The 24,788-nt window shown below is 38.4% G+C and carries 23 protein-coding genes and 3 pseudogenes; 2 read left to right on the forward strand and 24 right to left on the reverse strand.

What is annotated here, in order from left to right; all coding sequences use genetic code 11:
• Positions 1-270 precede the first annotated feature (270 nt).
• The 18 genes and pseudogenes from J2S08_RS08810 to J2S08_RS08900 all read right to left on the reverse strand — a co-directional run bounded on the left by J2S08_RS08810 (position 271) and on the right by J2S08_RS08900 (position 19,546).
• Positions 271-930, reverse strand: a complete 660-nt coding sequence (locus tag J2S08_RS08810; protein ID WP_307228673.1) for a DUF6518 family protein — start codon at positions 928-930, stop codon at positions 271-273.
• Positions 931-1,047: 117 nt separating this feature from the next.
• Positions 1,048-1,932: an MBL fold metallo-hydrolase gene (locus tag J2S08_RS08815; protein ID WP_307228675.1), complete on the reverse strand. Its 885-nt coding sequence runs from the start codon at positions 1,930-1,932 to the stop codon at positions 1,048-1,050.
• A gap of 978 nt (positions 1,933-2,910) precedes the next feature.
• On the reverse strand, positions 2,911-3,171 hold the full coding sequence (locus J2S08_RS08820) for a hypothetical protein (RefSeq protein WP_307228676.1): 261 nt from the start codon (positions 3,169-3,171) through the stop codon (positions 2,911-2,913).
• Positions 3,172-3,998: 827 nt separating this feature from the next.
• A complete protein-coding gene (locus J2S08_RS08825; RefSeq protein ID WP_307228678.1) occupies positions 3,999-4,835 on the reverse strand; it encodes a hypothetical protein in 837 nt (278 codons plus the stop codon).
• An 86-nt stretch (positions 4,836-4,921) separates the two neighbouring features.
• Entirely contained in the window at positions 4,922-6,316 is a 1,395-nt protein-coding gene (locus tag J2S08_RS08830) for a sensor histidine kinase (RefSeq protein WP_307228680.1), read from the reverse strand.
• Positions 6,313-6,972, reverse strand: coding sequence for a response regulator transcription factor (locus J2S08_RS08835; RefSeq protein WP_307228682.1), 660 nt, complete (start codon positions 6,970-6,972; stop codon positions 6,313-6,315). The genes J2S08_RS08830 and J2S08_RS08835 overlap by 4 nt, the downstream gene beginning before the upstream one ends.
• A 1,021-nt stretch (positions 6,973-7,993) precedes the next feature.
• Positions 7,994-8,269: a hypothetical protein gene (locus tag J2S08_RS08840; RefSeq protein WP_307228684.1), complete on the reverse strand. Its 276-nt coding sequence runs from the start codon at positions 8,267-8,269 to the stop codon at positions 7,994-7,996.
• Between the two features lie 63 nt (positions 8,270-8,332).
• Complete coding sequence (locus J2S08_RS08845) at positions 8,333-10,657, reverse strand: ABC transporter permease (protein WP_307228914.1); 2,325 nt, start codon at positions 10,655-10,657, stop codon at positions 8,333-8,335.
• Positions 10,658-10,659: 2 nt separating this feature from the next.
• Complete coding sequence (locus J2S08_RS08850; RefSeq protein WP_307228686.1) at positions 10,660-11,364, reverse strand: ABC transporter ATP-binding protein; 705 nt, start codon at positions 11,362-11,364, stop codon at positions 10,660-10,662.
• A gap of 726 nt (positions 11,365-12,090) precedes the next feature.
• A pseudogene (locus tag J2S08_RS08855) lies at positions 12,091-12,457 on the reverse strand (antirestriction protein ArdA); the annotation flags it as partial.
• A gap of 243 nt (positions 12,458-12,700) precedes the next feature.
• Positions 12,701-13,051 (reverse strand): DUF2200 domain-containing protein, encoded by a 351-nt coding sequence (locus J2S08_RS08860; RefSeq protein ID WP_307228688.1) that lies wholly within the window; start codon positions 13,049-13,051, stop codon positions 12,701-12,703.
• 281 nt (positions 13,052-13,332) lie between these two features.
• Positions 13,333-13,563: pseudogene (locus J2S08_RS08870) on the reverse strand (ATP-binding protein); the annotation flags it as partial.
• A 5-nt stretch (positions 13,564-13,568) separates the two neighbouring features.
• Positions 13,569-13,762 (reverse strand): annotated as a pseudogene (locus J2S08_RS08875) (hypothetical protein); the annotation flags it as partial.
• A 585-nt stretch (positions 13,763-14,347) separates the two neighbouring features.
• Positions 14,348-16,930, reverse strand: coding sequence for an ABC transporter permease (locus tag J2S08_RS08880; RefSeq protein ID WP_307228690.1), 2,583 nt, complete (start codon positions 16,928-16,930; stop codon positions 14,348-14,350).
• A complete protein-coding gene (locus J2S08_RS08885) occupies positions 16,927-17,610 on the reverse strand; it encodes an ABC transporter ATP-binding protein (protein ID WP_307228692.1) in 684 nt (227 codons plus the stop codon). The genes J2S08_RS08880 and J2S08_RS08885 overlap by 4 nt, the downstream gene beginning before the upstream one ends.
• 82 nt (positions 17,611-17,692) lie before the next feature.
• Positions 17,693-18,682 (reverse strand): sensor histidine kinase, encoded by a 990-nt coding sequence (locus J2S08_RS08890; RefSeq protein ID WP_307228694.1) that lies wholly within the window; start codon positions 18,680-18,682, stop codon positions 17,693-17,695.
• Positions 18,669-19,355, reverse strand: a complete 687-nt coding sequence (locus J2S08_RS08895; protein WP_307228696.1) for a response regulator transcription factor — start codon at positions 19,353-19,355, stop codon at positions 18,669-18,671. Before J2S08_RS08895 ends, J2S08_RS08890 begins: the two co-directional genes overlap by 14 nt.
• Positions 19,352-19,546 carry a helix-turn-helix domain-containing protein gene (locus tag J2S08_RS08900; RefSeq protein WP_307228698.1) on the reverse strand — a complete coding sequence of 65 codons (195 nt, stop codon included), beginning with the start codon at positions 19,544-19,546 and terminating at the stop codon, positions 19,352-19,354. The genes J2S08_RS08895 and J2S08_RS08900 overlap by 4 nt, the downstream gene beginning before the upstream one ends.
• A gap of 90 nt (positions 19,547-19,636) precedes the next feature.
• On the opposite strand from J2S08_RS08900, the gene J2S08_RS08905 reads away from it, so the two are divergent.
• Together J2S08_RS08905 and J2S08_RS08910 are read left to right on the forward strand one after the other, a co-directional pair.
• On the forward strand, positions 19,637-19,762 hold the full coding sequence (locus tag J2S08_RS08905; protein WP_307228699.1) for a hypothetical protein: 126 nt from the start codon (positions 19,637-19,639) through the stop codon (positions 19,760-19,762).
• Positions 19,763-20,083: 321 nt separating this feature from the next.
• Positions 20,084-20,302, forward strand: coding sequence for a tyrosine-type recombinase/integrase (locus J2S08_RS08910; RefSeq protein WP_307228701.1), 219 nt, complete (start codon positions 20,084-20,086; stop codon positions 20,300-20,302).
• 233 nt (positions 20,303-20,535) lie between these two features.
• On the opposite strand, the gene J2S08_RS08915 is transcribed toward J2S08_RS08910, so the two are convergent.
• From J2S08_RS08915 to J2S08_RS08940, 6 genes are all read right to left on the reverse strand, one after another.
• The gene (locus J2S08_RS08915) at positions 20,536-21,420 is read right to left on the reverse strand and encodes a hypothetical protein (RefSeq protein ID WP_307228703.1); all 885 of its coding nucleotides are present in this window, start codon (positions 21,418-21,420) and stop codon (positions 20,536-20,538) included.
• Positions 21,421-21,590: 170 nt separating this feature from the next.
• Positions 21,591-21,794 carry a hypothetical protein gene (locus J2S08_RS08920; RefSeq protein WP_307228705.1) on the reverse strand — a complete coding sequence of 68 codons (204 nt, stop codon included), beginning with the start codon at positions 21,792-21,794 and terminating at the stop codon, positions 21,591-21,593.
• 17 nt (positions 21,795-21,811) lie between these two features.
• Positions 21,812-22,222: a hypothetical protein gene (locus tag J2S08_RS08925; protein WP_307228706.1), complete on the reverse strand. Its 411-nt coding sequence runs from the start codon at positions 22,220-22,222 to the stop codon at positions 21,812-21,814.
• Positions 22,197-22,577 (reverse strand): hypothetical protein, encoded by a 381-nt coding sequence (locus tag J2S08_RS08930; protein WP_307228708.1) that lies wholly within the window; start codon positions 22,575-22,577, stop codon positions 22,197-22,199. Before J2S08_RS08930 ends, J2S08_RS08925 begins: the two co-directional genes overlap by 26 nt.
• Positions 22,578-23,036: 459 nt before the next feature.
• The gene (locus tag J2S08_RS08935; protein WP_307228710.1) at positions 23,037-23,705 is read right to left on the reverse strand and encodes an ADP-ribosyltransferase; all 669 of its coding nucleotides are present in this window, start codon (positions 23,703-23,705) and stop codon (positions 23,037-23,039) included.
• 32 nt (positions 23,706-23,737) lie between these two features.
• Positions 23,738-24,688, reverse strand: a complete 951-nt coding sequence (locus J2S08_RS08940) for a recombinase family protein (protein ID WP_307228712.1) — start codon at positions 24,686-24,688, stop codon at positions 23,738-23,740.
• Positions 24,689-24,788 lie beyond the last annotated feature (100 nt).

The following is a 24,788-nucleotide window of genomic DNA, read 5'->3' on the forward strand; positions in this document are numbered from 1 at the left end:
TTAAATACCTCTTCTCTTTCTAATTAAAATCTGTAATAAATAAGAGAAATTAATCATACTAAAGGAACTATTACAAATTACCTTACTTCCTTAATATCTTAACTAACCTTTTTTTCACCTCATAGTTTTTTTAATAAGGTTTTCAAAAAATATTGATAACTACAGCATTTTTCCATAGAATTAGACACTCTCTTTTTTATCTCTAATACTAAGAAAGTTCTTACTGTGTCAAGCCCATATTGGTATTCTTTAGAGAATTCAAAACTATTTTTATAGACCACCAAATAGGTACAATAGAATATCTGATTTTCTAAGAATAAACACAATAGGTAATAAAAATATAAAAATTCGTAAACATTGTTTTTTATTTGGTGACAAGATTAGAAATAGTATAATAGCAGATAAAATGTCAAATACAAAGGCTATTTCAAACATATAAAAAAACGGATAACCCTCTGAAACTAACAATCCAATTGGCATTGAGGCACAAAATGCTGAAAACCATCCGTTTCCTTTGCTAAACCACACAATATAGGCTGCTATTGGCGATGCTAACGCAATCACACCCCAACGAATAAAATAATATGTTGGAAAAAAATGAAATAACCACATCGAATAGAGGTAATATGTCAACAACATTCCGCTAAAGAAAGTAAAAACCTTTATTGCTGCGATTCTTGGATTAATGCTCAATATAGCAATAATGGTAGCCACCAAAATCCAAATACCTAATCTGGTGGTTATGTCACTTATAGTACCCCAAATATCCCCAATTAACCCATTTGACGGTATTGTATCGCTATATTTGGCTATAAAACCAAGAAACACTCCTAAGGCAAATGATAACAACACTTGTAAAAGCTTTTGCTGTATTGTTAATGAAGAAGATGATTTATTCCTTATACTGTTCAAAGTTGCTTTTATAGACAAATACAATCCCTCCTTATCCAATGTTCTACCTTTCATCAGAGTATGTTTTCACTTTCTCCTTCATTACGATACCAACAACAATCTTTAATAGAGCCTATATATTAAAGGTTTTATTCATCAATTATCGTTTTGAAAGGTAGACTCCTTTTTATTACCATTCACAAAGTATTGAATGAGCTCTTGTTGTTCCTCCGTTGGTTTCATTTTTCTTTCCTGATAAAACAAATCATACGCTTTATCTTTGTTCATCGTTTGAGCAACGATAGCTCCTATCGCTAGTAATTCATTATAATAAGACCAAAATTCTTCTTTCGGTTCTGGTATATGATGGCCTTCAAGATAAGTATCCACTTCAAATGTTTTTATTTTATGAAGTAGACGCTCTAACTTGCCTAAAGAATAACTCCATTCACCACTATATAAATCAGGACTTAAACAGTCACCTAAAAATAATACTTTTTCATTTGGTATATAAATTATTGTTGAATCTTTTGCATGATCACTGTCGACATGATGAAGCTCTACTAGCTGATTTCCTAAATCAATCTTTAACTTATCCTTATATGTTTCAGCTAATAATGTGATGGTTAAATCAAGACGACTTGGCATCTCCTTTTTAATCATATCACGGCAAAAGGCAATCTCTTCTCCTGTTTGTACACGCAAATCTAGTGCATCATCTTCCCACGATAAAGTTTGCATCCACTTTAGTTTTTCTTGTGTTAATTCATGCCCAATAGAATGAAATGGTAACGACTGCAAACCAAAAACATGGTCCCAATGCCAGTGTGTAATGACTACATATTTTATCGGCACATCAATGGTATGTGATACATCATCTAAAAAACTTTTCGCATGCATAGGCGAGTTGCCTGCGTCAATTAATAACGCTGCATCTTGACCGACTACACATCCTAAATTTGGTCGATCTGTATCATGATTAAAAGACAAGTAAAAGACATTTGATGTTAGTTTATTTAGCATTAAAACACGTCCTTGCAAAGATTTCTCCCCTAGTTTTAAATTAGGAATATTGAAGTATTTATATTTAACAATACGAAATGGAAATAGCCGGATTGTTATTACTATAAATAGGGCAAGGTACGAAGCCTCCGAAGTGAGGGAAGCGAACGGAGAATACATATAGACATTCAGTAAAATATTTCACATTAATCAACGTGTTTCTTCGAATAATGCACTAAAGAACAAATTATTTCTAAATTGAATATACGTTGACGTCTTGTCCACCTAATACAATTTTCTTCTCTAAATTCATACCTATTTTTCTTGCTACTTTTTGAGAAGCATAATTGCCAGGTTGAATGAGAGAAATAAATCTTCAAGTAAAAACTCTGTCATCATTAAACAACTTAAAGGTTTTTTTAGAGTTTAATTTAATTAACATCCGAGATGTACTACGTTTTGTCGAGAAAATTGAAGTTGTTGAAAATAAATATGATAATATTTACCATGAGTTTACGCAGGTTAAGGGGTTATAACTTTCCCCTCAATCCATTATTAAAACTAACTGTGAAATGCACTCAACATGGCTTGAATTGTGATGGCAGATAAATAAAGATGTAGTAGTGTTTACCTTAACTTAGTTTTTTCGTACTTCCATATCTTCAAAATCGATGATTAATTATTTGCAAGAAAAAAATCACAACCGATGATGCCGTCAAATCCATGCATTTCCCTGACATCACCAAGCTGTATGGTAAAATCATTAAGTTGGAACTTATCTATTGTCAAGCAGCTCACTTTTTGTTCAATACAGATTTTCGGTGCCGCCAATTCCATACATTTTTCGTGTTATAGCATTTTTTAAATCAAGCATCAGTCCAATTTCTTCTCATAAGTCCGTATCTAGAATAGTTGAAGAGCAGCCAGTATCAAGCAACACGTTACTAAATGTTTTTTTTATTCCATTGTATTCAATCTGAACAGAAACTAGGGACAATTGGTCGTCGATCGCAAATTTCATACTCTTCTTCGTACTCCTATATATGGTTGTTCAATTACCTTAATTTCCTCATTATTTGTATGAAAAATATATAATTCACGATTTTGATTTTCCGCATGGAGTTTTCTATATTCTTTCCAAGCTGCATTGCCGTTTTCAAAGTCAGCAATAACTGACATTTCTTCAATTACTCTTTCTTTTCCTCTTGTTTCTGATTTTAAAGCTTCTACTAGGACACAACGTTCTGGGAAATGCTCACGTACTACAGACCATTTCATAACATGCGCCTCCGATTCATTCATTATTTTATTACAAATCTAGTAGTGTTTAGTACAAAATAGAAGTAACGAGTTATAGAAAAAAAGACTTGCCTGCCTTCTCAAATTTCTCTACTGTAATTGATGTTCAAAACAATTTATAGTGGAGGTTTTGAAAGAAATGCTAGCAATGTCTGAAATTAATTGTATCAAACTTTTACGAAATCAGAAATCCTTATCGCTCAATATGATATCAATAACTTTAGGAATTAATTGGCGGACAGCAAAAAAATATGCCAATTATGATTAGATTCCACTCCTTATTTCTGATTTTATCACCCTCTGATACAAACACCCATGTTTGGCGTCACTCGTTAATTATATGAAAAAGTCTATAGAGTCTTGTCTTAAGATCTGAGTACCTTTCAAAAATAATATTGGTCAATGTATGTATTGTTATCTACTAAAACTTTTAGTTTCACATTTTTGCCTCCCTTGCTAATTAAAATCCTCTCAGTATATTACAATTCTTTGCTGGATTATAATATAAATTATAATAAGGGAAATTGAAAGCGTCTATGATTTATTTACTATTTAGACCTAACCTTCTCAATTATCTCTTATAAATATCTAAAGAATATGTAAAGCTGCAGGAAAGGCAAATACTCTCTTAGAAATTAATAATTTTTGCACGTATCCTTTACGTATCTCGGATAAGAGAATCATATAAATATAAAAAGTAGCGATCCACATGGGTTAAAAGATATAGGAAACTTTTTAAGTGCTATGTATTTGGACTAAGGAAAAATGACTGATATAAATCAGTCATTTTTGAGAAACATTTGTTATTAACCAAGATGAAACTCATTATTTTTTCTATTAGGATCAATAGTATTAATAGATTGAAGAGTTTTACTGTCTGTTGATATTGTGACTTCTGTTTTTTGCCCTTGTTCATCCGTTACGATAACCTGAACAAATACTTCATAGGCCCTACTATAATTACCGGGGTTTTTATGGTCAATACTGCTTCCATCAATGTTTGCAGATATATCCTTAAACTCCGCCATAGTTGCTTTAACTCCAGAATGTTTTTCTGAAAACTGTTTTGCTAACTCTAAGTATTCATCACAATTATTTCTATACTCTTCCCTAAGTTTTTCAGGATCAAAAGGTACAGTTGTTTCCTTTTTCTCATATTTTTTTGATGCAGAGACTCCGGCACCAGATATAGCTTCTACGACAAAGCTATAGGTGGGCGTTGCATCTGAAATATCACTATCCGGTTCCACAATGTCACCTTTCCAATATGCTTTGGCGACATCAGAATCAATGAAAAAGGACATATAGATTGTCTTGCCGCTTAGATCCACTTTAAACATATTCCACAGATATTGAGCTCCAATTTCAGCTGCCTGATCCACAGGCAATGCACCAGAGTTTATAGATCGCATAACCTTGTTTTCTAAAACTTGGTAATCAGCTTTTACATAGTCTTCAGCTTTATCAATAAATGTATTGCTAACGTTGTACGTTGTAGAAATGGATTCCTCCTTATCCAATGCCATTGCCATTGCTACATTGTTCGCCCCTATAAAAACCGTACTACATAAAGTAATAGCCGCTGCACTTACAACTACTGTTTTCCAGGTACTTTTTTTCTTTTTTCCCACTGTTTGTTTCATAAAATAAATCTCCTTTCAAAATTGATTTTAGTGGTAAACACAAATATAATATAAACCCATAGTATTATTGAGTTACTATAAACTTGTTATGAACTTGTAAAGGTTAATTTTACTGTGGTACCAACCTTGGGCAATGATTCAATTGAAAGTACAGCATTATGACAATGAGCTATTTGTTCACAGATAGAAAGCCCAAGTCCTACACCACCTTTTGCCCGATTGCGTGATTTATCCACCCGATAAAACGGTTCTCTTAATTTATTGATTTCATTTTGTGGAATACCCCAACCATTATCCCGAACAGATAAAACTCTACAGCCATTTTCAATGTAGGCATTCCATACAATAACCCCTCCAGGATTACAGGCTTTTATAGCATTATCAGTAAAATTGACGAGCAAACTTTGTAGTAAATCCTTATCCCCATAGAGAGAATCAATATCAATCTTCCATTTAAGTGATATTTGATTTTCCGCCAATTTTGCTGCAAGAGATTTCTGTGAGTGTTCGAATAGACTGTTTACATCGACTACTTTCATTTTAATTAACTGATTCCTTAATGTGGCTAACTCTAAAAGTCGGTTTGATATATTGAGCATGTATTGGCTCTCAGACATAATATAACTGGCTGCAAATATTTTTTCTTTATCGCTAATGTTGGCCTTCAGGATATATTCAGCAAATCCATAAACTGAAGTAAGAGGGGTACGTATCTCATGAGCTAAGTTATCTACAAATTGCTGTTTCTGCTCAGACGCCTCTGCTAATTGGGTAATACGACGTTGAATTTCCTCTGCCATGTTATTGAAACTCCCCGCCATTTCAGCAAGTTCATGACGACCAGACACGATAATACGATCATCATATTGTCCATTAGCAATTTTTCTTGATGCCGTAGATACCATATCTAGTGGTTCAAAAACACGACTGAGAATCAATTGAAGGCTGGCCGCTAAAATAATAGTAAATATGATGCCAACTAGCAATAAAATACGCTGTGTTTTCTGCCATGTTTTTAAGTTATCAGAGATATCATGAAGATACTGGATGCTAAATCTATTATCTGTTCCCGGCAACTCTCCAACGATCTTAAAGTAAACACGATCATCTATATGATGAAAAGTGGCCTTTCTAATACCAGACTCAATAGAATAAGATGTTAATTCGCCTGAACGTTCTGGCAAATTGCTATATATAATTTTCCCTTGGGAAAGTAATTCTAAAAACACACCTTGTTTTTGATAATACTCCGTATAGAAATTAAAAAGCTGCTCTAATGCATCGTCTAAATTCCCTCCCCTGTCAACTATAGCCATAAGATCCTTACCGAAAGATGATGAAATAAAATAATGTTCATTTATTCCACGTTCCTTTATAATATTCATCTGATTGTTAAAAATAAAAACTGAAATAAAAAATAGGCTAGAGAAGAATACTATCAAAAATAAAGTAAAGGTTGCAATAAATGTTCTGAACTTCAATCCAACACCTCCAGTCTATATCCCAATTTATATACTGTCTTTATGTAATTATCTAAACCCAGTTTTTTTCTCAACTTTGTGATATGAACATCAACCGTTCTTGTGTCACCTTCAAAATCATAGCCCCATGCCAACCTCAATAGCTTCTCACGTGAAAGAGCAATATTACGGTTTCTAATCAAAGTCACCAGCAAATCAAACTCTTGCGGGGTAATATCAACCAATTCATTATTAAGAAAGGCTTGTCGACCATCTAAATCTATTCGAATATTATTCAGTACAAAAAACTTTTGCTCTTTATTTGTTCGACGAAGCACAGCTTCAACTCTTGCTTGTAACTCTAACATTTCAAAAGGTTTTACAATATAATCGTCAGCACCTAATGTCAGACCCTTAACTCGGTCTGAAAGAGAGCTTTTTGATGTAAGAAAGATAACAGGTATGTCCATTTCTTTTATTATCTCTAAAACTTCATAACCATTCATTTTAGGTAGCATTATATCCAATAATATTAAATCAAAAGTGTACTTTTGTATGATTTCAAGCACAGCTTCACCATCATATACTGATACACACTCATGACCTACTAGTTCTAGATTTCTGTTAATTAAAATATTGATAGGCATTTCATCCTCAACAATTAATATTAATGCCATAAAAATCACCCCTTTTCTATTTCTAAACTTTTTAAGTATAAAACACAGCCGATTCTAGCTATCCTGTATCATATATTACTATAATTGAGTCTCCTACAACATCAAAAACTCAAATATTATCTACCTAAAGAACATCAGCCCGCTGTTGGTGCATCCTTTTGGTTTCCACGGTTCACTGTTGTGGCTCAGGTGACATACCGAGTGTATTTAATGCCCTTTAATTCACACCATTCCTTTGCTGTCATATCGCTGGCTCTGCATTCGGCAACAATGGCTTGTTTCCCTTCTATCTTCAACTGTCTACCCCCATTTCTTAGTCTTATGGAGGTGTTTTCGAATATTTGGGCCGGGGTTACCATGCACCTGTTTATTTAGCTCTTACGATCGAATTGGCTTTTTTAAATTATCAGATTAAATTAGCGCAAACATAGCCACCACCACCTCTTCGACAGGAATAAAAATTTTCTATAAAAATAAATAGGACCCATCATGGACAAGCACCGCGCTTGATATGACTGATCCTCTATTTCGATTATTCATTGTTTTTACGCTGCAGGATAAGAGTATATGTAATCATAAATCTTACGGGGGGTACTCATTTAGTAGTCGATCATCTTTACTTTCAGGCAGTTCACTCCATAAGAAATCTCGAATAATAATATCAACAACAGCCTGAGTTTGTTCTTTTCCTGTTCAGTGATCCAGCTCATATGATGATCCATATCAACATATTTGCTTTTGAGTAATACTCAACCCTACCTACTTTTAGGATCAAAATTTGCACAAAAATATGCCCTCGATATGTTCCCGCAGACACACATCGAGGGTTATAGTCTAGTTAACAGATTTACTTTCATTTTATGAAACCCAGAAAAGCTTTCTCCGTTCTAGTTTAGTTTCGTCTAGCGGTTTTTTCCAATGTCTAATCTAAGGAATACACTCAACCTCAGCCGAATACCTGGCTTTTTGTTTCATTTCGTTTTTCTATTGCTTCTCGATAACTTCCGTTCATCCCCCTGCTTTACTGCCTCATACGGTACAGTGGCTTCCATGATCTCAGAGAAAGCCCAATCACGTCTGACCATACTTGCTGCAGCATTCCTGCAATCAGGCCTCTACCTGTCAATCGGATGAACGGAATCACAGCTTCTGCTCGCGTCAGAGGCTGATCCGAACAGAATCCCTTCTCGATTACTGTTACGATTCTTCCTTCTGCCCAATGCCCAACCGTAGAAGAGAAACGAACCGATTGCAACGCGTTACCAAGCTGTTTCCATTTGACGAGTATAGTCGCCATATCGGCAGGGTTACTTTCGTAGCAGGGTGAAACAGCCCATTTTGTCCCATCTCATTAAAAATTTTATTCTATACTTTTTAATGATTCAATCATATTTATTTTTGTAACTTTTCTCCTAAGTAGTAAGTTAGATAGAATGGTAAGCAAGAATGCAAGAAGAATAGATACCAGCATGATAAAAATATTTAAATTATCCGGGATTTGTTGATGGGTACTAGACAGTGCCTTTACAACAATTGCATAAAAATTGACGCTGATAGGTACGGCTACAATTACCGCAAATGTGGTTAGTATCATGTTTTCAAAAAATATAAGTCTGTTTATTTTATTTTTTTGATAGCCCAATACCTTAAGCGTTGCAAGCTCGCGATTCCTTTCATAAATGTTTATGGAAGATATCGTGTATATGGCGCCAAAAGAGAGTACGACGGCACAAATGATAAACATAATAAACATAAAGCTGTTTTGTTTCAAAATATATTGAGCCGATTTCTTTAGATCAGTCTTGTCTGCAATTGTATCAACATGATGATCCTGTTCAAAGAAGTTACGAACGCTTATAAGATCTGCAGAGTTATTGGCTTCAACCAAAAGCGAGGCTGGACTGTAGTCGATGTCAAAGCTATTCAAATAGGCTGGTGTGATATAAAACGATGGGTTCGTGTACTGGGTAGATATATTTAAAACCTTCATATCCACAGATTTATTTTTAAGCTCTGGTGCTGTGAACTTTAATTTAATGATATCCCCTTCTACAATTTGATAGTTGTCGGCATAAGATTTGGGTACCAGGACACCATTATTTTCTAAAGATGTCCTATTGTCATTTTCGTCAAAGAAATGAATAAGATTGTTTTCTTTTTCCGTCACAACTAAAGTGGCATTTTCTTTTTCATCCTCTTTTATAAATTCAACAGGAAAGGTGGATAAAAAATAACTATTTTTAATGCCGGAGGGTAGTTGCAACGTATCTGAAGATGTTCCTATCTTATAATCTACTCTTATATCATAGGTAAAAACATCTTCAATTTGGTTCGCTATTTTTAGCAAGGCCGATTGAGTGCCCAAAGCAGTTATCAATAACACAGTGCTTACAACAACACCAATTGAGCTCGCTAAAGCTTTTTGTTTATTTAAAAATATATTTCTCAAAATGAGTTTGTAACTGTAGGAAATACGATTCCAAATACCCGGAATTCTTTCTATAAGCAGCTTTTTCATCTTCTTTGGCGGTTTAGGACGCATCGCCTGAGCCGCACATTCTTTTAATATGGTTCTGCCGCTTAAGTAAACTGCCAGGAGTCCAAAAGCGCTAGAGAAGATGATGGGCGGTATAATCGAAAACCAAGAAAGTGAAAATGTAATGCCAGGCAGAGAGTAGGACTTTGCACTCGACGCAGTTACTAATGGAATAAATACTTTAGCGGCAAGGGCACAACCTATGATTGAGCCTACTATACCTACAAGCACAGGGTATCCCATGTAATGAAGCATGATGTTTCTGTTCTTTATACCCAAAGCCTTCATCATACCTACTTGATTTCGTTGAGAATCGATCGTCCTCGACATGATAAGAAATAGGATGATAGCTGAAATCAAAAAGAGAACGAGAGGTATAACCTTACTCATCATATTATTATTATAAATTGTTTGATTAATTTGAGAATAACCGAAAGACCGTTCTTTACTTACTTGGTCTAAATAAGGAAGTTGTTTGGATTGTCCTTCAATGGATTTGCCTAATTTTTCAATATCGTATCCTTCTTTAGCATCAATGATCATTTCATTATAGTAAAAGCTATCTGAGATCTCAGGTATAGTTTCTTCGGCAATATAAGCTACCCCGTAGGTTTTATGGTCTTGTGTGGAGTTCTTTTTTACATATTCAACATTCTCACCCAAGCCGCTAACTGTAAACTTAACATCTCTTCCATTTGTATTTAAACTGATCGTATCACCGACCTGATAATGATGTTCTTTGGCATAATGGGAATCCAATAAGATCTCATCCTTTTTTGACGGGATACTGCCCTCAATCATAGTAGGCGTGTTGATTTCATTGTTTACAGGAATCGAATGGACTTTTAAGGAAGCTTTATAACCTTCAAAGGTTTGCGTCGCATCAAAGGTATAACGTCCTTCTATTTTGTTGATCCCTTCAATTACACTTAAACTAGCCACATCATCTTTGGAAATTTGACCGTAATATACATTTAAGTCGCTTAAATTATGTTCTTTAAAGTAAGCCTCCGTATAAGCACGATGCTTATTGCTATAGCTATTCAGCCCTGCATAGAAAAAAGCTCCTACTGCGATAATCAAAGCTAAGGCTATAAATTGAACGAGAGATTGTTTAATATCTCTTAACAACTTCAAAAATAATTTCATCATTACCACTCAATCCCTTCAACGCTTTGTTTTTCCTCATTAATCGCAACGCTTTCGATCATTCCACTTTTAACCTTAATAATTTTATCGGCCATAGGAGCGATTGCGGAATTATGGGTGACTAAAACGACGCACTTTTTCGTTTCCCTGTTCAAATCTTGAAGAAGCTTTAAGACGGACTTGCCTGTAACATAATCCAAAGCTCCGGTTGGTTCATCGCAGAGTAGAAGTAAAGGATTTTTGGTAACAGCTCTAGCTATCGCAACTCTTTGTTGTTCTCCTCCAGAGAGCTGGGAAGGGAAGTTTTTCATACGATTTGTTAATCCAACTTTATGTAAAATATCTTCAGCATCTAGATAGTTTTTACATACTTCAGTGGCAAATTCAACATTTTCTAGAGCGGTTAAATTCGGAATTAAGTTATAGAATTGAAATACAAAGCCAACTTTCTCTCCACGATATTCTGTTAATTTTTTTTCGTTGAATCTTGTTATTTCTTGATCACCAACAAACACTTGACCTGAGGTAGCCGTATCCATACCGCCAAGTATATTCAAAATGGTACTTTTACCGGCACCACTTGCACCTAAAATAACGACAAATTCACCTTCTGATATGGAAAAATCAACACCATCAAGAGCCTTGATTAGCACTTCTCCTATTTTGTATTCTTTCGTTACTTTTTTGAATTCGATTAACTTTTTCACTTATTACATCACCTCGTATAGTATTTTTTGAAACTTGTTTGACGCAATTTTCTGTTTTCTAGAGAGATGGAAATAACATCTTGGACCCTGTCCGTAACGTCATCAGTACTCATATCCGAACATGACGACAATTTGGGCGCTACCCTCGTCAGTTCAGCAATACAACTTGCGGTTAGAAATAGAGTGGTGGATCTTGGATAACGGGCTTTTCTAAGCAGTGTCATTAAACCCGCAAAGAGAAGAAATATCCTGAGAAGAAGCTATGGTCATACGATACAGCAGGTGGTTCCGATGGGCACCTAGGTCTGAGATCAGCTAGTAATCGACTTCCTTGCGCTTAACCTCCATAATATACCAAACGGAAAAAAACTGCATCCTGCAGCCGATGTATTTTGGCATCGGTCTCCAGAAGGAGTTTGATCCCTTGCCACTTCAGCGCTGAACCGCCAAGGGGCAGAAGACAAGCTGAAGATAAAGTGCTGCCTATCGGAGCTGCGATCGAGGTCGCCCCAGCTGGCCAGGATCGATAAACCTACGATTGTTCATTCGACTTGCTCGCAAAAAAACGGATAATCTCTAAAAGGCTGCTCTGCTCCAATCATTAATTTAACTTAAGCATGACGGGTCAATACATTTTCTTTCAGTGAATTTTCTCTCCTCTCGCTCTCTATCGCCCAGTAAACTGTTTTATTTGAAATTTTTCTGCTTCTTCTTCATTCACAGAAATACATAGTAGCGAGCCACATCTTCCATATCTTCACAATCGGAATAACAAATAATGTCCTCTCGATGCTCTAGTAATTCTTCCAAACTATCAAACCAGTAGCATTGAATTTCAGAGAGTTCATGATAAATCGGGGAACCTTCTAACTCTTTCACCATGGTACATAACCGATTGATCTCGGAAAGCGGTGTATATTCATCCACTTCAAAAGGTAACTCGTAATGATGAATAGCAAATTCCTTATATTCGCCGTTTAAAGTGATGCGTTCTTTTACGTCTTCCATATCAATCGGTGGCGTAAACCAAGCATCAACCAATTCACCTTCGTTATTATTTTCTGAGGTTCGCTATATAGACTTTCATTTCCATCTGTATTTATCATCCTTTCTATTGGTAATAGGCAATAAAAAAACAGCCAACTGTTTAAAGTTAGCTGTTTTTTATAAGATGATTTTTTTCAATTAGAAGTATGTTAATATCGTTATTTTTGAGAATCTATTGTTCTAACTATCGTTAAATTATTTGGGTAATCGGAAAATGTTATGAACATTTTCCACAATACTTAAAAATAAAGCTATATAAATGGAAACAGTGTTTCTTCGTTTTTAATTATTATTTCCGCAAAATCTTCTCCATCGCTTTTCCCTTTGCTAACTCATCGATTAGCTTATCCAAATAGCGAATTTCCTGCATCGTTGGTTCTTCGATATCTTCCACTCGGACGCCGCATACTACACCTTTGATCAAAGCACGTGAAGGATTCAATAGGGGAGCTTCCGCAAAGAAGGTCTCAAAGTCTGTCTGTTTTTCCAGTTGTACTTCTAACTCTTCCTGGCTATATCCTGTCAACCAACGGATGATTTCATCGACTTCTGATTTTGTACGCCCTTTTTTCTCTGCTTTCGAAATATAATGGGGATAGACTCTTGCGACACTCATTGTATAAATCTGATGTTTGGTCATGATACATCCTCCCTTAATTATTCCGTTAAATGGCCCGTTTGTTGAAATAAGTAATTTCATAATCATGCACATGACAGTTTTATTTCATGAGACACAACACTCTTCATATAATTTAAGTTTTGCAATTTACCATTAATCAAATGCTTGCCTATAAATTGTAACATTTAAGCGCCTATAATTCTATTGAATAGGTTCAGCAGTACATCCTTAACACCACTAGCATTATAGACCAAACCAACGGCAATTAAGGCAATAATCAAAAAGCCAATCATCTACCATCATCCCGTAGCAAGCTCACTCATTCTGCCTAAAGCAACCCTAAAATTGAACTGATCGCGAATTCCATCTCCAGATATTTTGCGTCTGGGCGCTAATAAGCAAGGATAAGGAAGAAACAACTTTGCCGACCAAGCATAACAATTTGTTTTAATTTACTTATGACTTTTGTACTTTCTTTTCCAATCACACGAAGTGTACTCGTCAAAAATCAAAAAATGAGTGGGCAAGCCTAACTGTATACGACTGAAAACTGACTGACGAGGTAATCACCCATACAGAAAATGATATTTCCCGTTTGGACTGTCTGGACAGGATTTTCATGTAGTCCTTGCGTTCGTCGTCTATAGCACACTTGGAGATGTAATCAAACTGGTTTTCAATAGTAGTCTGAAAAGAGATGGCTTCATAGTTTCTCACCCCCTTTCTTGCCATGAAAGAGAGTGAGTGCTGCTACTTTTCCCCCTTTCGCACTAAGTCCCGACACGAAAGGGCTGCCAGTTGCATTTCCCACAGAAAAACTTTTGAGAAAAACGAAAAAAGCCCGGCAGCATAGCGCAACCGGGCATAAGGGAATTATTAACAATTACATCATGATGTGTGTGTTCATATTTATAGCCAGAATATCCTATTTATGAGTATAAACTTTTTTTAATGAGTAATAAAAATTAGGGTATGAATGATAATAAAAAACGGACATGCTGATACCTCCTTGATACCGTCATGTCCTAAAAAATGGGCGACTTTAATACACCCAACCGAATTTCCAATTTTGAAAAAGGAAAACGGCGGTTTTGATTGTTATTTCAAAACCGTCGCATGGCCACATTTTGGCCGCAAAACATCATCTGCCACAACGGCGTTTTTTTATTAACGTAGGGTAGCACTCCTTTGTAATTTACATTACTTGTGTAGGATGGATTCTGTATTTCAATGTCTAAATCGCCTTTCGGGATGATTGCGAATCACTTGAACTAGATGTTTTTTTGATTTTATATCAAGTCAATTATCGGTTTTGAATCAAGTCATGTCATCCCGAAGCGCGTCAATAATATTTTCTCTTTTTATCTTGCTAATGGCATACAGCATTGTAATGAACACCACAAAGAGCACGCTGAACACGCTGATTCCGATACTGGCCCACGGCAACACAAAATCGATACCTTCCGCTCCGCCGATGAACATCCCTTTGTAAATCAGCCAGGAAGAGACTGCCGCTATGGGAAGCCCGAAAAGCAACGCCCTCATGCCATAAAAGGCACACTCAAAGCGCATCATTTTATTGAAATCGTGGTCGGACATCCCCACAGAGCGGAGCATGGCAAGCTCCCGCCGGCGCAGCTTGATATTTGTGGAAATTGTGTTGAACACATTGGCAACCGCAATCAGCGAAATCATAATGATAAAAGTATACGCGAACACGTTGGCAATGAAGATGTAATTGCGGTTCTCATCCATCATGTCATAGCTATTGAACAGGTTGTACTCGGCTGTAATTCCCTCCCCCTGAATCATCGTTTTCATTTCAGCCGTCGACTGTGTGGGATTCTTTGAGCGAAAGGTCATGCCCTTAACATCCACATGGGTATCGGCGGTTTCAAACTTCTCTTTGAGCGAATGGGGGGCCATCACCCTAAAAAAGAACGGATTTTTCGACCCGGAGTTTCCTAGGATCGGGAGTGTATCAGGCGGCACGGTATTGACAAACGTAATGCTTACGTTTTGCCCCTGTTCCGTCTTCGGCTCGCCATTTGTTTCGGGAGCGATGGTAAAACTCATGGAAGAACTCGTGAACATATCACTAAGCTGGTCAACCTCCTCCACCCGATTGCTTTGGCCTTGCATTTTGGCAACGGCGATCATTTTCGCATTTTGCCCGGTATATTCCTCTGCAGGCAAGCCCAAGCCTTTGATAATATTCAGATAGGCGCTGTCATCAAGAAACTGGATGTCCATTGGCAGATTAACCGTTTCGTCCGGCGAATGTGAACCCGCGTATTCCCAGTAATCGTCTGAAAGATCGCTTGCTTTGGCAGCGCATGAATACGTCATAAGCGCTTGATACGAGCTTTCATAAACACCATCGGCGGTTTTTAGTTTGTCGTAAAGCTGCAACATTTCACTATCGTCCATGTCCTGTGTGGCAAAACCGATGTCATAGGTAGTAAACTCTACTGCCTGCTCCGACGCCTGTTTCATATCCGTTACAAAAGCACTGGCCGATATAAATAGCACTACGCTTAAAACAAGGGATAGCACAATGCTGCGATAGCGTTTCTTGTTTCTTTTAAAATTCTTTAGCGCAAGAGTACCTTCCAAGCCGTAAATACGCTCCGCGAGCTTTGAAGTTTTCACGGCTTTGGATTCGATTTTTACCTCGTTCGTCTGGCGAATACTCTCCATCACGGGAGAGCTTGCGGCCTTGCGAGCCGGGATATAGGCCGAAATCAGAATCGTAACCATGCTGACCGCCGCCGCGCCGACAATCGCGGGGATGGACACCGTCAAGGTTAAAGGAACGTTGCTGTAGAGAATGTCCCCAAAATTCTTGGCGACAACGGAAATCACAAGCCCGATGCTGCCTAGGCCGACAATAACGCCAATCGGTATGCCGACCGCACCGATACAAAGCCCCTCAAACAGCACCGAATTTCGCAGCTGCCTCGCTGTGGCTCCAACCGACGAGAGAATCCCGAACTGTCGTGTGCGTTCGTTCAGCGAGATGGTGAATGCGTTATAAATCAGAAAAATCGAGCCTATCATGATGATGGCGACCACAATGCCGCCAACCGCGTACAGGAGCGTGTTGAACAAATTATCATCCGAAAGACCCATGAAGCGCAACACATTATCGTTAAAGACATAAGCTTCGGTTACGGCTGTGCTGCTTGCATAAGCGTGAACCCCACGCGGGTTTTTAAGCGTGACAAATAGGCTGAAGCTGTCCGCTTTGTCTTTTGCATCTGCTTTCGTTATCAAGGTATATCCCGGCGCGGAAGATTCCTCAAAGCCAGGTCTTTGGTAGATACCGACAACCGTGTAAGTTCTCTCGGCTTTTGGCACAAGAGTTTCTTTCCCGGAAATGTAAGGGTCGTGTTGACCGAGATTTTTGTTTCCGTCCATGCGGCTTCCGACAGCAAGTGAAAGCGTGTCGCCCACCGAGAATTTAACGCCGCCGTTTGCTGCGACGCTCCCCGAAACAAGAATCTCCCCGCTGTTTTCAGGCAGCCTGCCGGACATCAGGTTGATGGGCAAAGTATTAAAAGCTTCCTTGCTAAATCCGGCTATAAAAAGATACGGCTTGTTGGGGTTTTTACCGCCGTCAAGCGTTGCGTAGCCGATATTTTCCAATGCCGCGGTGTTAGCGACTCCCTCGTCGTGGGTTCGTTCCTGTACGAAAGAAGAAGGGACGTCCAAAAACTCAACGTGCCAATCGCCGTATTTCTGGATCGCGCCGTTTGTCATATAGTTCAGCAGGGAAACGCCAAAAGTGGCTACGGCTGTGATCATGGCGGCGGACAGAACAACTCCGATAATCGTGACAATGGTTCGTGTGCGGCTTTTTTTCATGCCTTGCAGGGTAACTTTGTTGAAAATGTTCATGGCCGCACCCTCTCGTCTCGCACTACTTTGCCGTCTGATATGCCGATAATACGGTCTGCTTGCAGGGCGATATTTTCGTCATGGGTGACGAGGAGCAGGGTCTGCCCATATTTTTTATTGCTTTCTTTCAGCAGTTTGATGATTTCATGTCCATTTCGGCTGTCCAAACTGCCCGTGGGTTCGTCGGCAAGCATGACCGCCGGGGCGTTCATCAAAGCGCGTCCTATGGAAACCCGCTGTTGCTGACCGCCCGAAAGCTGATTGGGTAAATGCGTTTTGCGGTCTTGCAACCCAAGCATTTCGAGCAGGTCATTCAGCCGTTCCTCGTTGACCTTCCGCTTGTCCATCAGGATAGGCAAGGTGATGTTTTCCACCACATTCAGAGTGGGAATGAGGTTGTGAAACTGGTAAATCAGTCCGACCTGCCGCCTGCGGAAAATGGCGAGTTTTTCATTGCTTTGGGCATATACATCCTGCCCGTTCAAATACACTTTTCCGCTTGTCGGCACGTCCACGCCGCCGATGATGTGAAGCAATGTGGATTTGCCGGAGCCGGAGGAGCCGATGATTGCGGTAAACTCCCCCTTTTCGATTGTAAGAGAAACATGGTCAAGCGCGGTAACTTGGTTTTCCCCCTTGCCGTAGACCTTGCATAGATTTTCAATTTTTAAGAACTCCATTATGTAAGTCTCCTTTATCATGGTTTACCCATATAATAGAACCTTCAACTTACATCTCTGTGACTTTCAGGTGAGAGATTCGTCACTTTGGGAAACGTATGGCAAATATCGCGCCGCCCTGCGGGTGATTTTTTGCGGTAATCGTCCCTCCCTGCCGTGTTATAATCATCTTGCAGAGAGCTAATCCAATCCCGTATCCTGTAGCGTTTGGGTTTTTCCCACGATAAAACCTGTCAAACAGGGAGGGTAAATCTTCTTTTTCAAAGCCCGCGCCGCTGTCGTGGATGGCAATCTCGGTAAACAGTGGGTTGTCCGTGCAGACAATCTCAATCTTCCCGTTCTCGCCTACGCTTTCTATGCAATTTTTGAGGATATTTTGAATTGCTTCCGAAAGCCAACCTGAATCGCCCTGAATAATCATCCCTTTCGGTGCGTCTATTTGCACATCAATATCGCGCAGTTCCATTGGGATTAGGAACGGGCGAAGCGCGGCGCATATCAAGTTGTTTACATCTATCTGCTCGCTTTGGAACACCACAATGCCCGCATCCAAGCGGGATAATTTTAGTAGGGAAGTAATCAGCCAATCCATCCGCACAAGTAATTCCTCTGTTTCCCGCACAAATGCTTTCCGCTCGTTTTCATCAGGGTTATTCGCTAACAATGACAGAATGAGGTTCGCGGATGTGAGCGGCGTTCGGAGTTGGTGGGCTATGTCGGCCAGCGAATCGGCAAGATGTTCTTTTTCTTTTTTCAGCGCGTCGTTTTGCTCCCGAATGCGCAACGTCATTTTTGTTATCTCGCTGTGTAGAATGGAAAGTTCGCCCTCGTCCGATTCACCAATATACAGATGGTCAGCATTATGAAGCACAAGATCGATTTGATTTGAAATCCGTGCAATGCTTTTGTATCGGGCTTTGGTAAACGCGAAAAACGCTGTGCCAAAGGCGACGGCAGAAGCAATGGCAAGGATTCCCGCCGCCGTATTGATTGCAAATCCCAGCATTACAGCGGCGGTGGCCATTAAGGAGAACAAAATGACAAACTGTCGAAACTCTCTATTCCGAAGCATACTCGCCCCCCAATCTATACCCCGTCCCGCGAACGGTCAGAATAATTTGCGGGCTTGCTGGGTCGTTCTCTATCTTCTCCCGCAAGCGTTTGATGTACACGGTCAGTGTATTGTCATTGACAAACTCGCCCGCCGCGTCCCACAATTCGTCAAGTAGCCTGCCCCTCGTGATAATACTTTTTGGGTTGCTAATAAACACCAGCAACAAGCGGTATTCTAATGCTGAAAGGAAAACCTCGTTGCCGTTTTTTTTCACAATGCCGCTTGCCGTATCGACATGAAGCCCGCGAATTTCAAAATCCGACCCGGAACGCCCGCTTTTTCGCAAGGCGGTTCCAATTCGCGCAATCAATTCACGCGGACGAAAAGGCTTGGTGATATAGTCGTCCGCGCCCATGTTCAGTCCGGTAACAACACTCGCCTCATCGCCGGAAGCCGTCAGAAAGATAACGGGAACATCTTGCGTTTCTTTGATTTCCGTGCAAACCGTAAAGCCATTTCCGTCAGGCAAAGAAATATCAATCAACGCCAAGTCAAATTTATTCCCGGCAAGCGCGGCAAGGGCTTCACTCCGCGTAGGGGCGTGAGTGACTGTAAATCCCTCCGAGCGAAGCAGAAGCATAAGGTTTCTGGCGATTGCCTTATCGTCCTCAACCAAAAATATCCGTTTCATTTATTTTCACCATCCTTTACTTTACTGCTCCTGTATCGTCCGTCAGCCGGTTTTTCAGCGTCAACCGGAACAAGCCATGTATTTCCCATTTTTTTAGCTCCCTTAATCCGCCCGGCAGAGCAATGGTACAATACCATTCTGTCTGTGATTCCCCAATTTTTCGCTGCTTCTTTTGTCGTTATATAATCCACGCATAACACCTCCATCATTTTATTATATTTCTTTTGACGGAAATATACAGGACATAAGGTGAACAGTAAAATGTAATAGGGTGAAATATTATGAAGCGTATAGTTGAGAAGTATGACTTTAAGGCTTTCGGCCAAGCTATAAAAGCAGCAAGAAAAGCAAATTATCAAGGGCAGGCGTTGCTTCGCACCCTTGACAAATCCCATTCAGACAGGTAACGGGCAATTAAGCAGAATAAGGAGTATTCCTGCCAGTTTTTATCTGGCTGACTTTCAAAATGTAATTTGGGCGGTGGACGCTCCGGTTATTTTGATTGCGGCATGGCTATCACTTCCCTTCTGATTTTTGAGCAAGAAAAAAGACGCTCATTTCTGAACGTCTAAATTAAGAGAAAAGGAGTACCATTTTCACAGTACCCCTTTGATTCTCAATCTTTATTTTCTTGTATCCCCACACTCTATATCAACCACCACAGAAACATTGATATAGTTTTTAATGACCTTATTTCTGATTTTATCACCCTCACCTGTGAAGATGATATGTTTGAAAAAGTGCGTAAAACAAAGGATTTCTACATATCTGCTCGTTGTATCAACACAATAGTCTCCACATGTCTGGAAGCTGGTATGTCTTTAAAAGAGGTACAAGATCGCTTAGGCCATAGTAGCATAAAAACGACTGGTGATGTTTACACTCATGTTACGGATGTGATGAAAGAAAAAACTGTCGATTTGTTTGAAAAATATATTTCACAATAGACTTTTAGCAAGGTATGTGGTCAAAATGTGGTCAATGACGACATACCTTGCATAAAAACCTTGTTATATCAAGGTCATCAACGCCACACACTCCACACGGCTCAAGAGGACAGAATGAATGTCATTTGAGTATGTCCGTTCTCGGAAACATATCCACTGCGTTTTTGGGGCTATCGGTAGACGGGAACATATCAACGGTTTTAGGTTTCTTGGGAATATATCAACGTTATACCTTATTTGTTATGTAACTCACGGTCGCTCAGCCAATCTTGGAATACCGGATAGACTTTGATTTTGTCTGCCTTATTTTTTAGGTTCTCAACGATTTTTCCCATTTGTTTTTCACTTATGGAATTCGAGGCAGACTGAGTTGTTTTTAGGATGTTCATGAATTCGTTTCCGACTACACTGGTTATTAGCTGGTCTTTTGCTTCTATACTGCCAATACCGTTTAGAATTTGTGTTCTTTCCCATTTTTCCCGGCTGCCTTTTTTATAAAGGGTAATGAGTATGATACCCATCATATTCGTGATAGTTCCATATGTGCCATCATCCTCGAAGCAAAAGGTATAGCTGATTATGCCCCTGTGGAATGTTACATGTGGTCTTAACTCAGCCATCTCAGTATTGCCTGTGATTTCCCTTATCTCATCAAAGAAAAATATGTGATGCTCGATGGCTTCGATATCGTTTCGGCTGTTAAGCAAATAGTCTTTCATAATCTTTTCACAAGATATTAAGTGTTCCAAGGCATCAATGCCGACCACATGGTTTTCTACGAAGTCGATCAGATCTAAGTAAAGGCTTCTCCAGCTCAAGGATGTGAGGAAATAAAAAAGCTTGCTGTCATAATCAAATTTCGTCTTTTCCTTTTTTATATATGGATGAAAGAGAGTGTTTGCAAAGTACGTCTCTTTTTCACTGAATAAATCCTCGCAGCTCCCGCAGAGCATATAATGCTTTTCGCTATCCTGGGCAGGGATATTCGGATTTTCAGAATTCCTGATGTTACCTGCGGCGGTTTTTTTAAGCGTCCGCATAACCATTTTCGGAACGATGTGGCTCAACTCCAAGTTAGTCTCTGCACCACATAGAGCACACTTTTTAAATTTATACATCACATCATCACCACCTTAAACAAAGTAATTAAATACCCTTATTAATAGCGTCAAACAATTTAGCTGGTGATAATTTACTTAGCTCCCTGTTATCAGCCAACGCGCGTTTAGCTTTATTGTGTATAAACACATCAGCATCATGTTCTTCAAAGCCTTTTTCAAGAATCAGGTCATTGATACAATTCTCTACAAGGGTACAGCATGAACTTTTCATTACGAAACGCAATAGTCGCTTGCTCTGTATCTGCATCACATACCTTCATCAATACTCGCAGGATTTCTTCGTCCTTAACTTTTGCTTCATACAAAGCAGCAGTTACAAGTTTTATTTCATTACTTCTGGCTCGTCGTTCTTCCAATGACACCAAATACATATTCATTCCTCCTGTTTTTAACCCCATGTCTTGGACTTAAGAAGCTCAGCAATTTCCGGTGTTTCAGGTAACTGCTCGGTCTCAAGAATCTGGGACAAATCAAAAACTTGTGTACCCATTGGTGCTCTAGGTGTTATCTTCTTAAAGTCTGTTTCATAGAATTTATCAACAAAGAAATATCTATTTGCAGACAGCACATATCCATAATTTCTCCCATCTTCAATGGTCTTACAGATTTGCTGCTTCCTATCGTCTGAAAGTTCTCCAAGTTCAGCTTTATACTCAATGCCATCTTCCGTAGTAACTGCTGTAATGATTGCAGTGATTTTTCCAACAGCCCTCACACTTTTTTCTTTATACAGCCCAAGATAGTCATGTGCACTAAATCCACGTTCAATATTGTCATAGTAAAAGATTTTCACTAACATTAAAATTAAATGTGGTACCTGCCAGTTGCACTCTCATACGCTTCCACGAATCTGAAACAATAATTAACTTGTCGTTATAGCAATAATTCAGGTAATCGTCCAGAACCTCTTGCATTTCATAATCTCTGTCATCAATAACATCTCGTATCGCATCAATAATCTCTTCGAAGGTAGTATTAACGTGCATTACCGGATATGTCTGTGTGGCGTTATATGCCTTCAAATGCTCTTCGAACTCTATTTTCTTTTCTGATTTCATTAACTCAGGTGCTAAAGTTATCATAACTTTATATTTTTCATCACTGAAAGACTTCAGATGGCGCAGCAACTGATCTGTATAAAACCAGTCAGACATTTTCGTCTCAACAACACCCGAGGGGCGTCAATTACTGGTTTTGCTCTTGGCACACTGATATTTGAGTATGGAGACAATGCATATTCCTTTGATGAGGCAACCCAGACTATGACCGTATCAGAATTTGATATTTCACGACATTTTGAACAAGCCGGTAGATTGTTGGGAGAAGGGATTACACAAAGAATATTGGATTCGTCATAGTACCCGTGATCATATCGATGTAAAAAAAGAAATTATCGTTCTTACAAATGATACCGAGCTTTTTCAGCCCTTCTATTTCTACACCCTTGACATCTAGACAACACACTCGACATGAAATTTTTAGACTATTATAAATTTTGCATAAATGTAGAACAATTGCTGTGTTTAAGCGGGTTTGAAATCCATCCTATCCTCTCAACATTTTACATTTCGATTAGGCTATTTTCGTTTCAAATAGAAAAAACAGTTTTATTTTCATATATAGAAATTTATCAACTGACATTCAAAAACCTTTTTTCCACTTTCCTGATCATAATATGGATAAGAAGCTAATCCTAAAAACATATTTGGAAACAATAACATTTCTTCTTCACTTCGTCTTGTCACCGCATTAACATAAACACCAATAGTATCTTTGGGTATATATATTTTCAATAGATTGTTCCCCGCTGCATATGGTTCATCTTCATTTGCAATATTCTTAAGTAAGCTTGTACTCATAAATCCTTTTTCTTGTACAGGCGTTGGCATATCTCTTTTGTTCTCTGCAACAAACATATTTATAAACTCATCGTTGACCATTCTGTACAATACTAAATTGCAGGGAATCCTTGGAGCACTGCATAAAACAATTGATAAGATATCTGATAATTCCCTATATGTATGATTTTCATTGTCACTATCATATCTTAAAAATTCATTTATCTGCCGATACGAATAACCGCAATAACACTCTAACGGTGCGATATAAAGACTATTTTTCACTATATTTTTTGCCATCTGCATAACTTTCATATATTGATCTGCCCAATTTTTATAATGTGCCATTCCCCAGTCTTGTGCTTCAGTAGCATTTTGAAATTCCCTGTATTCTTTCTTTTTATCGATACTCCAATGAATTTCTCCATAACGCTTTTTATTCATCATTTTTATAATCCTGTCCCCAAATTGTATTATCATTCTTTCCATAATTCACCACACTGGTGTTTTTTTGAACTATATTTTTTACTCTTTCTCTGGTTTCCTACTTCACCTTTTATAATATTACTACGTCGTGATTTCTCAATTTGTACCGCCTTGAATTTTTCTTTAGAAATGATAGGTGGGTTATTATTTTCAGATACATAATGAACCTCATTCTTTCCAGAGTTTAGCAACCTTACGACACCTATATATTTCTCATTGCTTAACATTACATCAATTGTTCTTTTGCTCCATTTGTCTTTTCCTGTTGGTGTTTTGATTCCTAATTCTTCTAGCTCCTTTATTATTCCTATAATACTTTTACCTTGAAGATAAATGTCAAATATCAGCTGAACATTTTTAGCCTCGGCATCATCGATGATTAAACTTCCATCACTACCATTCTTATAACCATAGCATTTTCTGTTATACAGCTTTGAGGTACCCTGAGCAGCCCGTTGCTTGATCCCCCATTTGATATTATCGCTTCTAGATTCATTTTCCGCCTGTGCAATAGACTCAATAATGGAAATCATTAGAGCGCTATCTGTATCAGCGGTATCCAAACTTTCCTGCTCAAATATAACACGAATATTAAGGGTCTTTAATTGATGTAAAGCTTCTAAAACTTCAACTGTATCTCTTCCAAATCGGCTGATGCTCTTCGTTAGGATAATGTCGAGGTTGTGGGCTTGGCAATCATCCAGCATACGAGTAAATTCTTTTCGGGATGATCCCGTTTTACTAGAGGCAATATCTATATAAATATCAACAAGAAGCCAATGAGGTACACCAGCTACCATTTTTGTCAATGCTGATACTTGCGCTGTCAGGCTGTTTAACTGTTCAGCACTATTTGAACTAACCCGACAGTATATACCCACACGCTTTTCTCGTTTTGGTAGTCTTGGTGGTATGAAATGCACTTTTGGATTATTAGTCATATTGCATCTCCGTGAAATAGTAATAGTAACAAACCAAAATTTGTTGAGTCACATAAATACACTTTTTAAATACGATCCGATTAAATGACTACTCAACATA

Origin of the sequence: Bacillus chungangensis, from assembly GCF_030812995.1 — a bacterium.
Classification (GTDB): Bacteria; Bacillota; Bacilli; order Bacillales; family Bacillaceae_C; genus Bacillus_CF; species Bacillus_CF chungangensis.

What these genes read in the sequence shown, in the direction of transcription:
- J2S08_RS08905 (WP_307228699.1), top strand. Translation starts at nt 19,637, where the DNA reads ATGAAGCGTATAGTTGAGAAGTATGACTTTAAGGCTTTCGGCCAAGCT.
- J2S08_RS08820 (WP_307228676.1), bottom strand. Translation starts at nt 3,171, where the DNA reads ATGAAATGGTCTGTAGTACGTGAGCATTTCCCAGAACGTTGTGTCCTA.
- J2S08_RS08860 (WP_307228688.1), bottom strand. Translation starts at nt 13,051, where the DNA reads ATGACCAAACATCAGATTTATACAATGAGTGTCGCAAGAGTCTATCCC.
- J2S08_RS08920 (WP_307228705.1), bottom strand. Translation starts at nt 21,794, where the DNA reads ATGTATTTGGTGTCATTGGAAGAACGACGAGCCAGAAGTAATGAAATA.
- J2S08_RS08895 (WP_307228696.1), bottom strand. Translation starts at nt 19,355, where the DNA reads ATGAAACGGATATTTTTGGTTGAGGACGATAAGGCAATCGCCAGAAAC.
- J2S08_RS08935 (WP_307228710.1), bottom strand. Translation starts at nt 23,705, where the DNA reads ATGAATAAAAAGCGTTATGGAGAAATTCATTGGAGTATCGATAAAAAG.
- J2S08_RS08880 (WP_307228690.1), bottom strand. Translation starts at nt 16,930, where the DNA reads ATGAACATTTTCAACAAAGTTACCCTGCAAGGCATGAAAAAAAGCCGC.
- J2S08_RS08885 (WP_307228692.1), bottom strand. Translation starts at nt 17,610, where the DNA reads ATGGAGTTCTTAAAAATTGAAAATCTATGCAAGGTCTACGGCAAGGGG.
- J2S08_RS08825 (WP_307228678.1), bottom strand. Translation starts at nt 4,835, where the DNA reads ATGAAACAAACAGTGGGAAAAAAGAAAAAAAGTACCTGGAAAACAGTA.
- J2S08_RS08910 (WP_307228701.1), top strand. Translation starts at nt 20,084, where the DNA reads ATGTTTGAAAAAGTGCGTAAAACAAAGGATTTCTACATATCTGCTCGT.
- J2S08_RS08845 (WP_307228914.1), bottom strand. Translation starts at nt 10,657, where the DNA reads ATGAAATTATTTTTGAAGTTGTTAAGAGATATTAAACAATCTCTCGTT.
- J2S08_RS08925 (WP_307228706.1), bottom strand. Translation starts at nt 22,222, where the DNA reads ATGTTAGTGAAAATCTTTTACTATGACAATATTGAACGTGGATTTAGT.
- J2S08_RS08940 (WP_307228712.1), bottom strand. Translation starts at nt 24,688, where the DNA reads ATGACTAATAATCCAAAAGTGCATTTCATACCACCAAGACTACCAAAA.
- J2S08_RS08890 (WP_307228694.1), bottom strand. Translation starts at nt 18,682, where the DNA reads ATGCTTCGGAATAGAGAGTTTCGACAGTTTGTCATTTTGTTCTCCTTA.
- J2S08_RS08835 (WP_307228682.1), bottom strand. Translation starts at nt 6,972, where the DNA reads ATGGCATTAATATTAATTGTTGAGGATGAAATGCCTATCAATATTTTA.
- J2S08_RS08915 (WP_307228703.1), bottom strand. Translation starts at nt 21,420, where the DNA reads ATGTATAAATTTAAAAAGTGTGCTCTATGTGGTGCAGAGACTAACTTG.
- J2S08_RS08840 (WP_307228684.1), bottom strand. Translation starts at nt 8,269, where the DNA reads ATGGCGACTATACTCGTCAAATGGAAACAGCTTGGTAACGCGTTGCAA.
- J2S08_RS08930 (WP_307228708.1), bottom strand. Translation starts at nt 22,577, where the DNA reads ATGTCTGACTGGTTTTATACAGATCAGTTGCTGCGCCATCTGAAGTCT.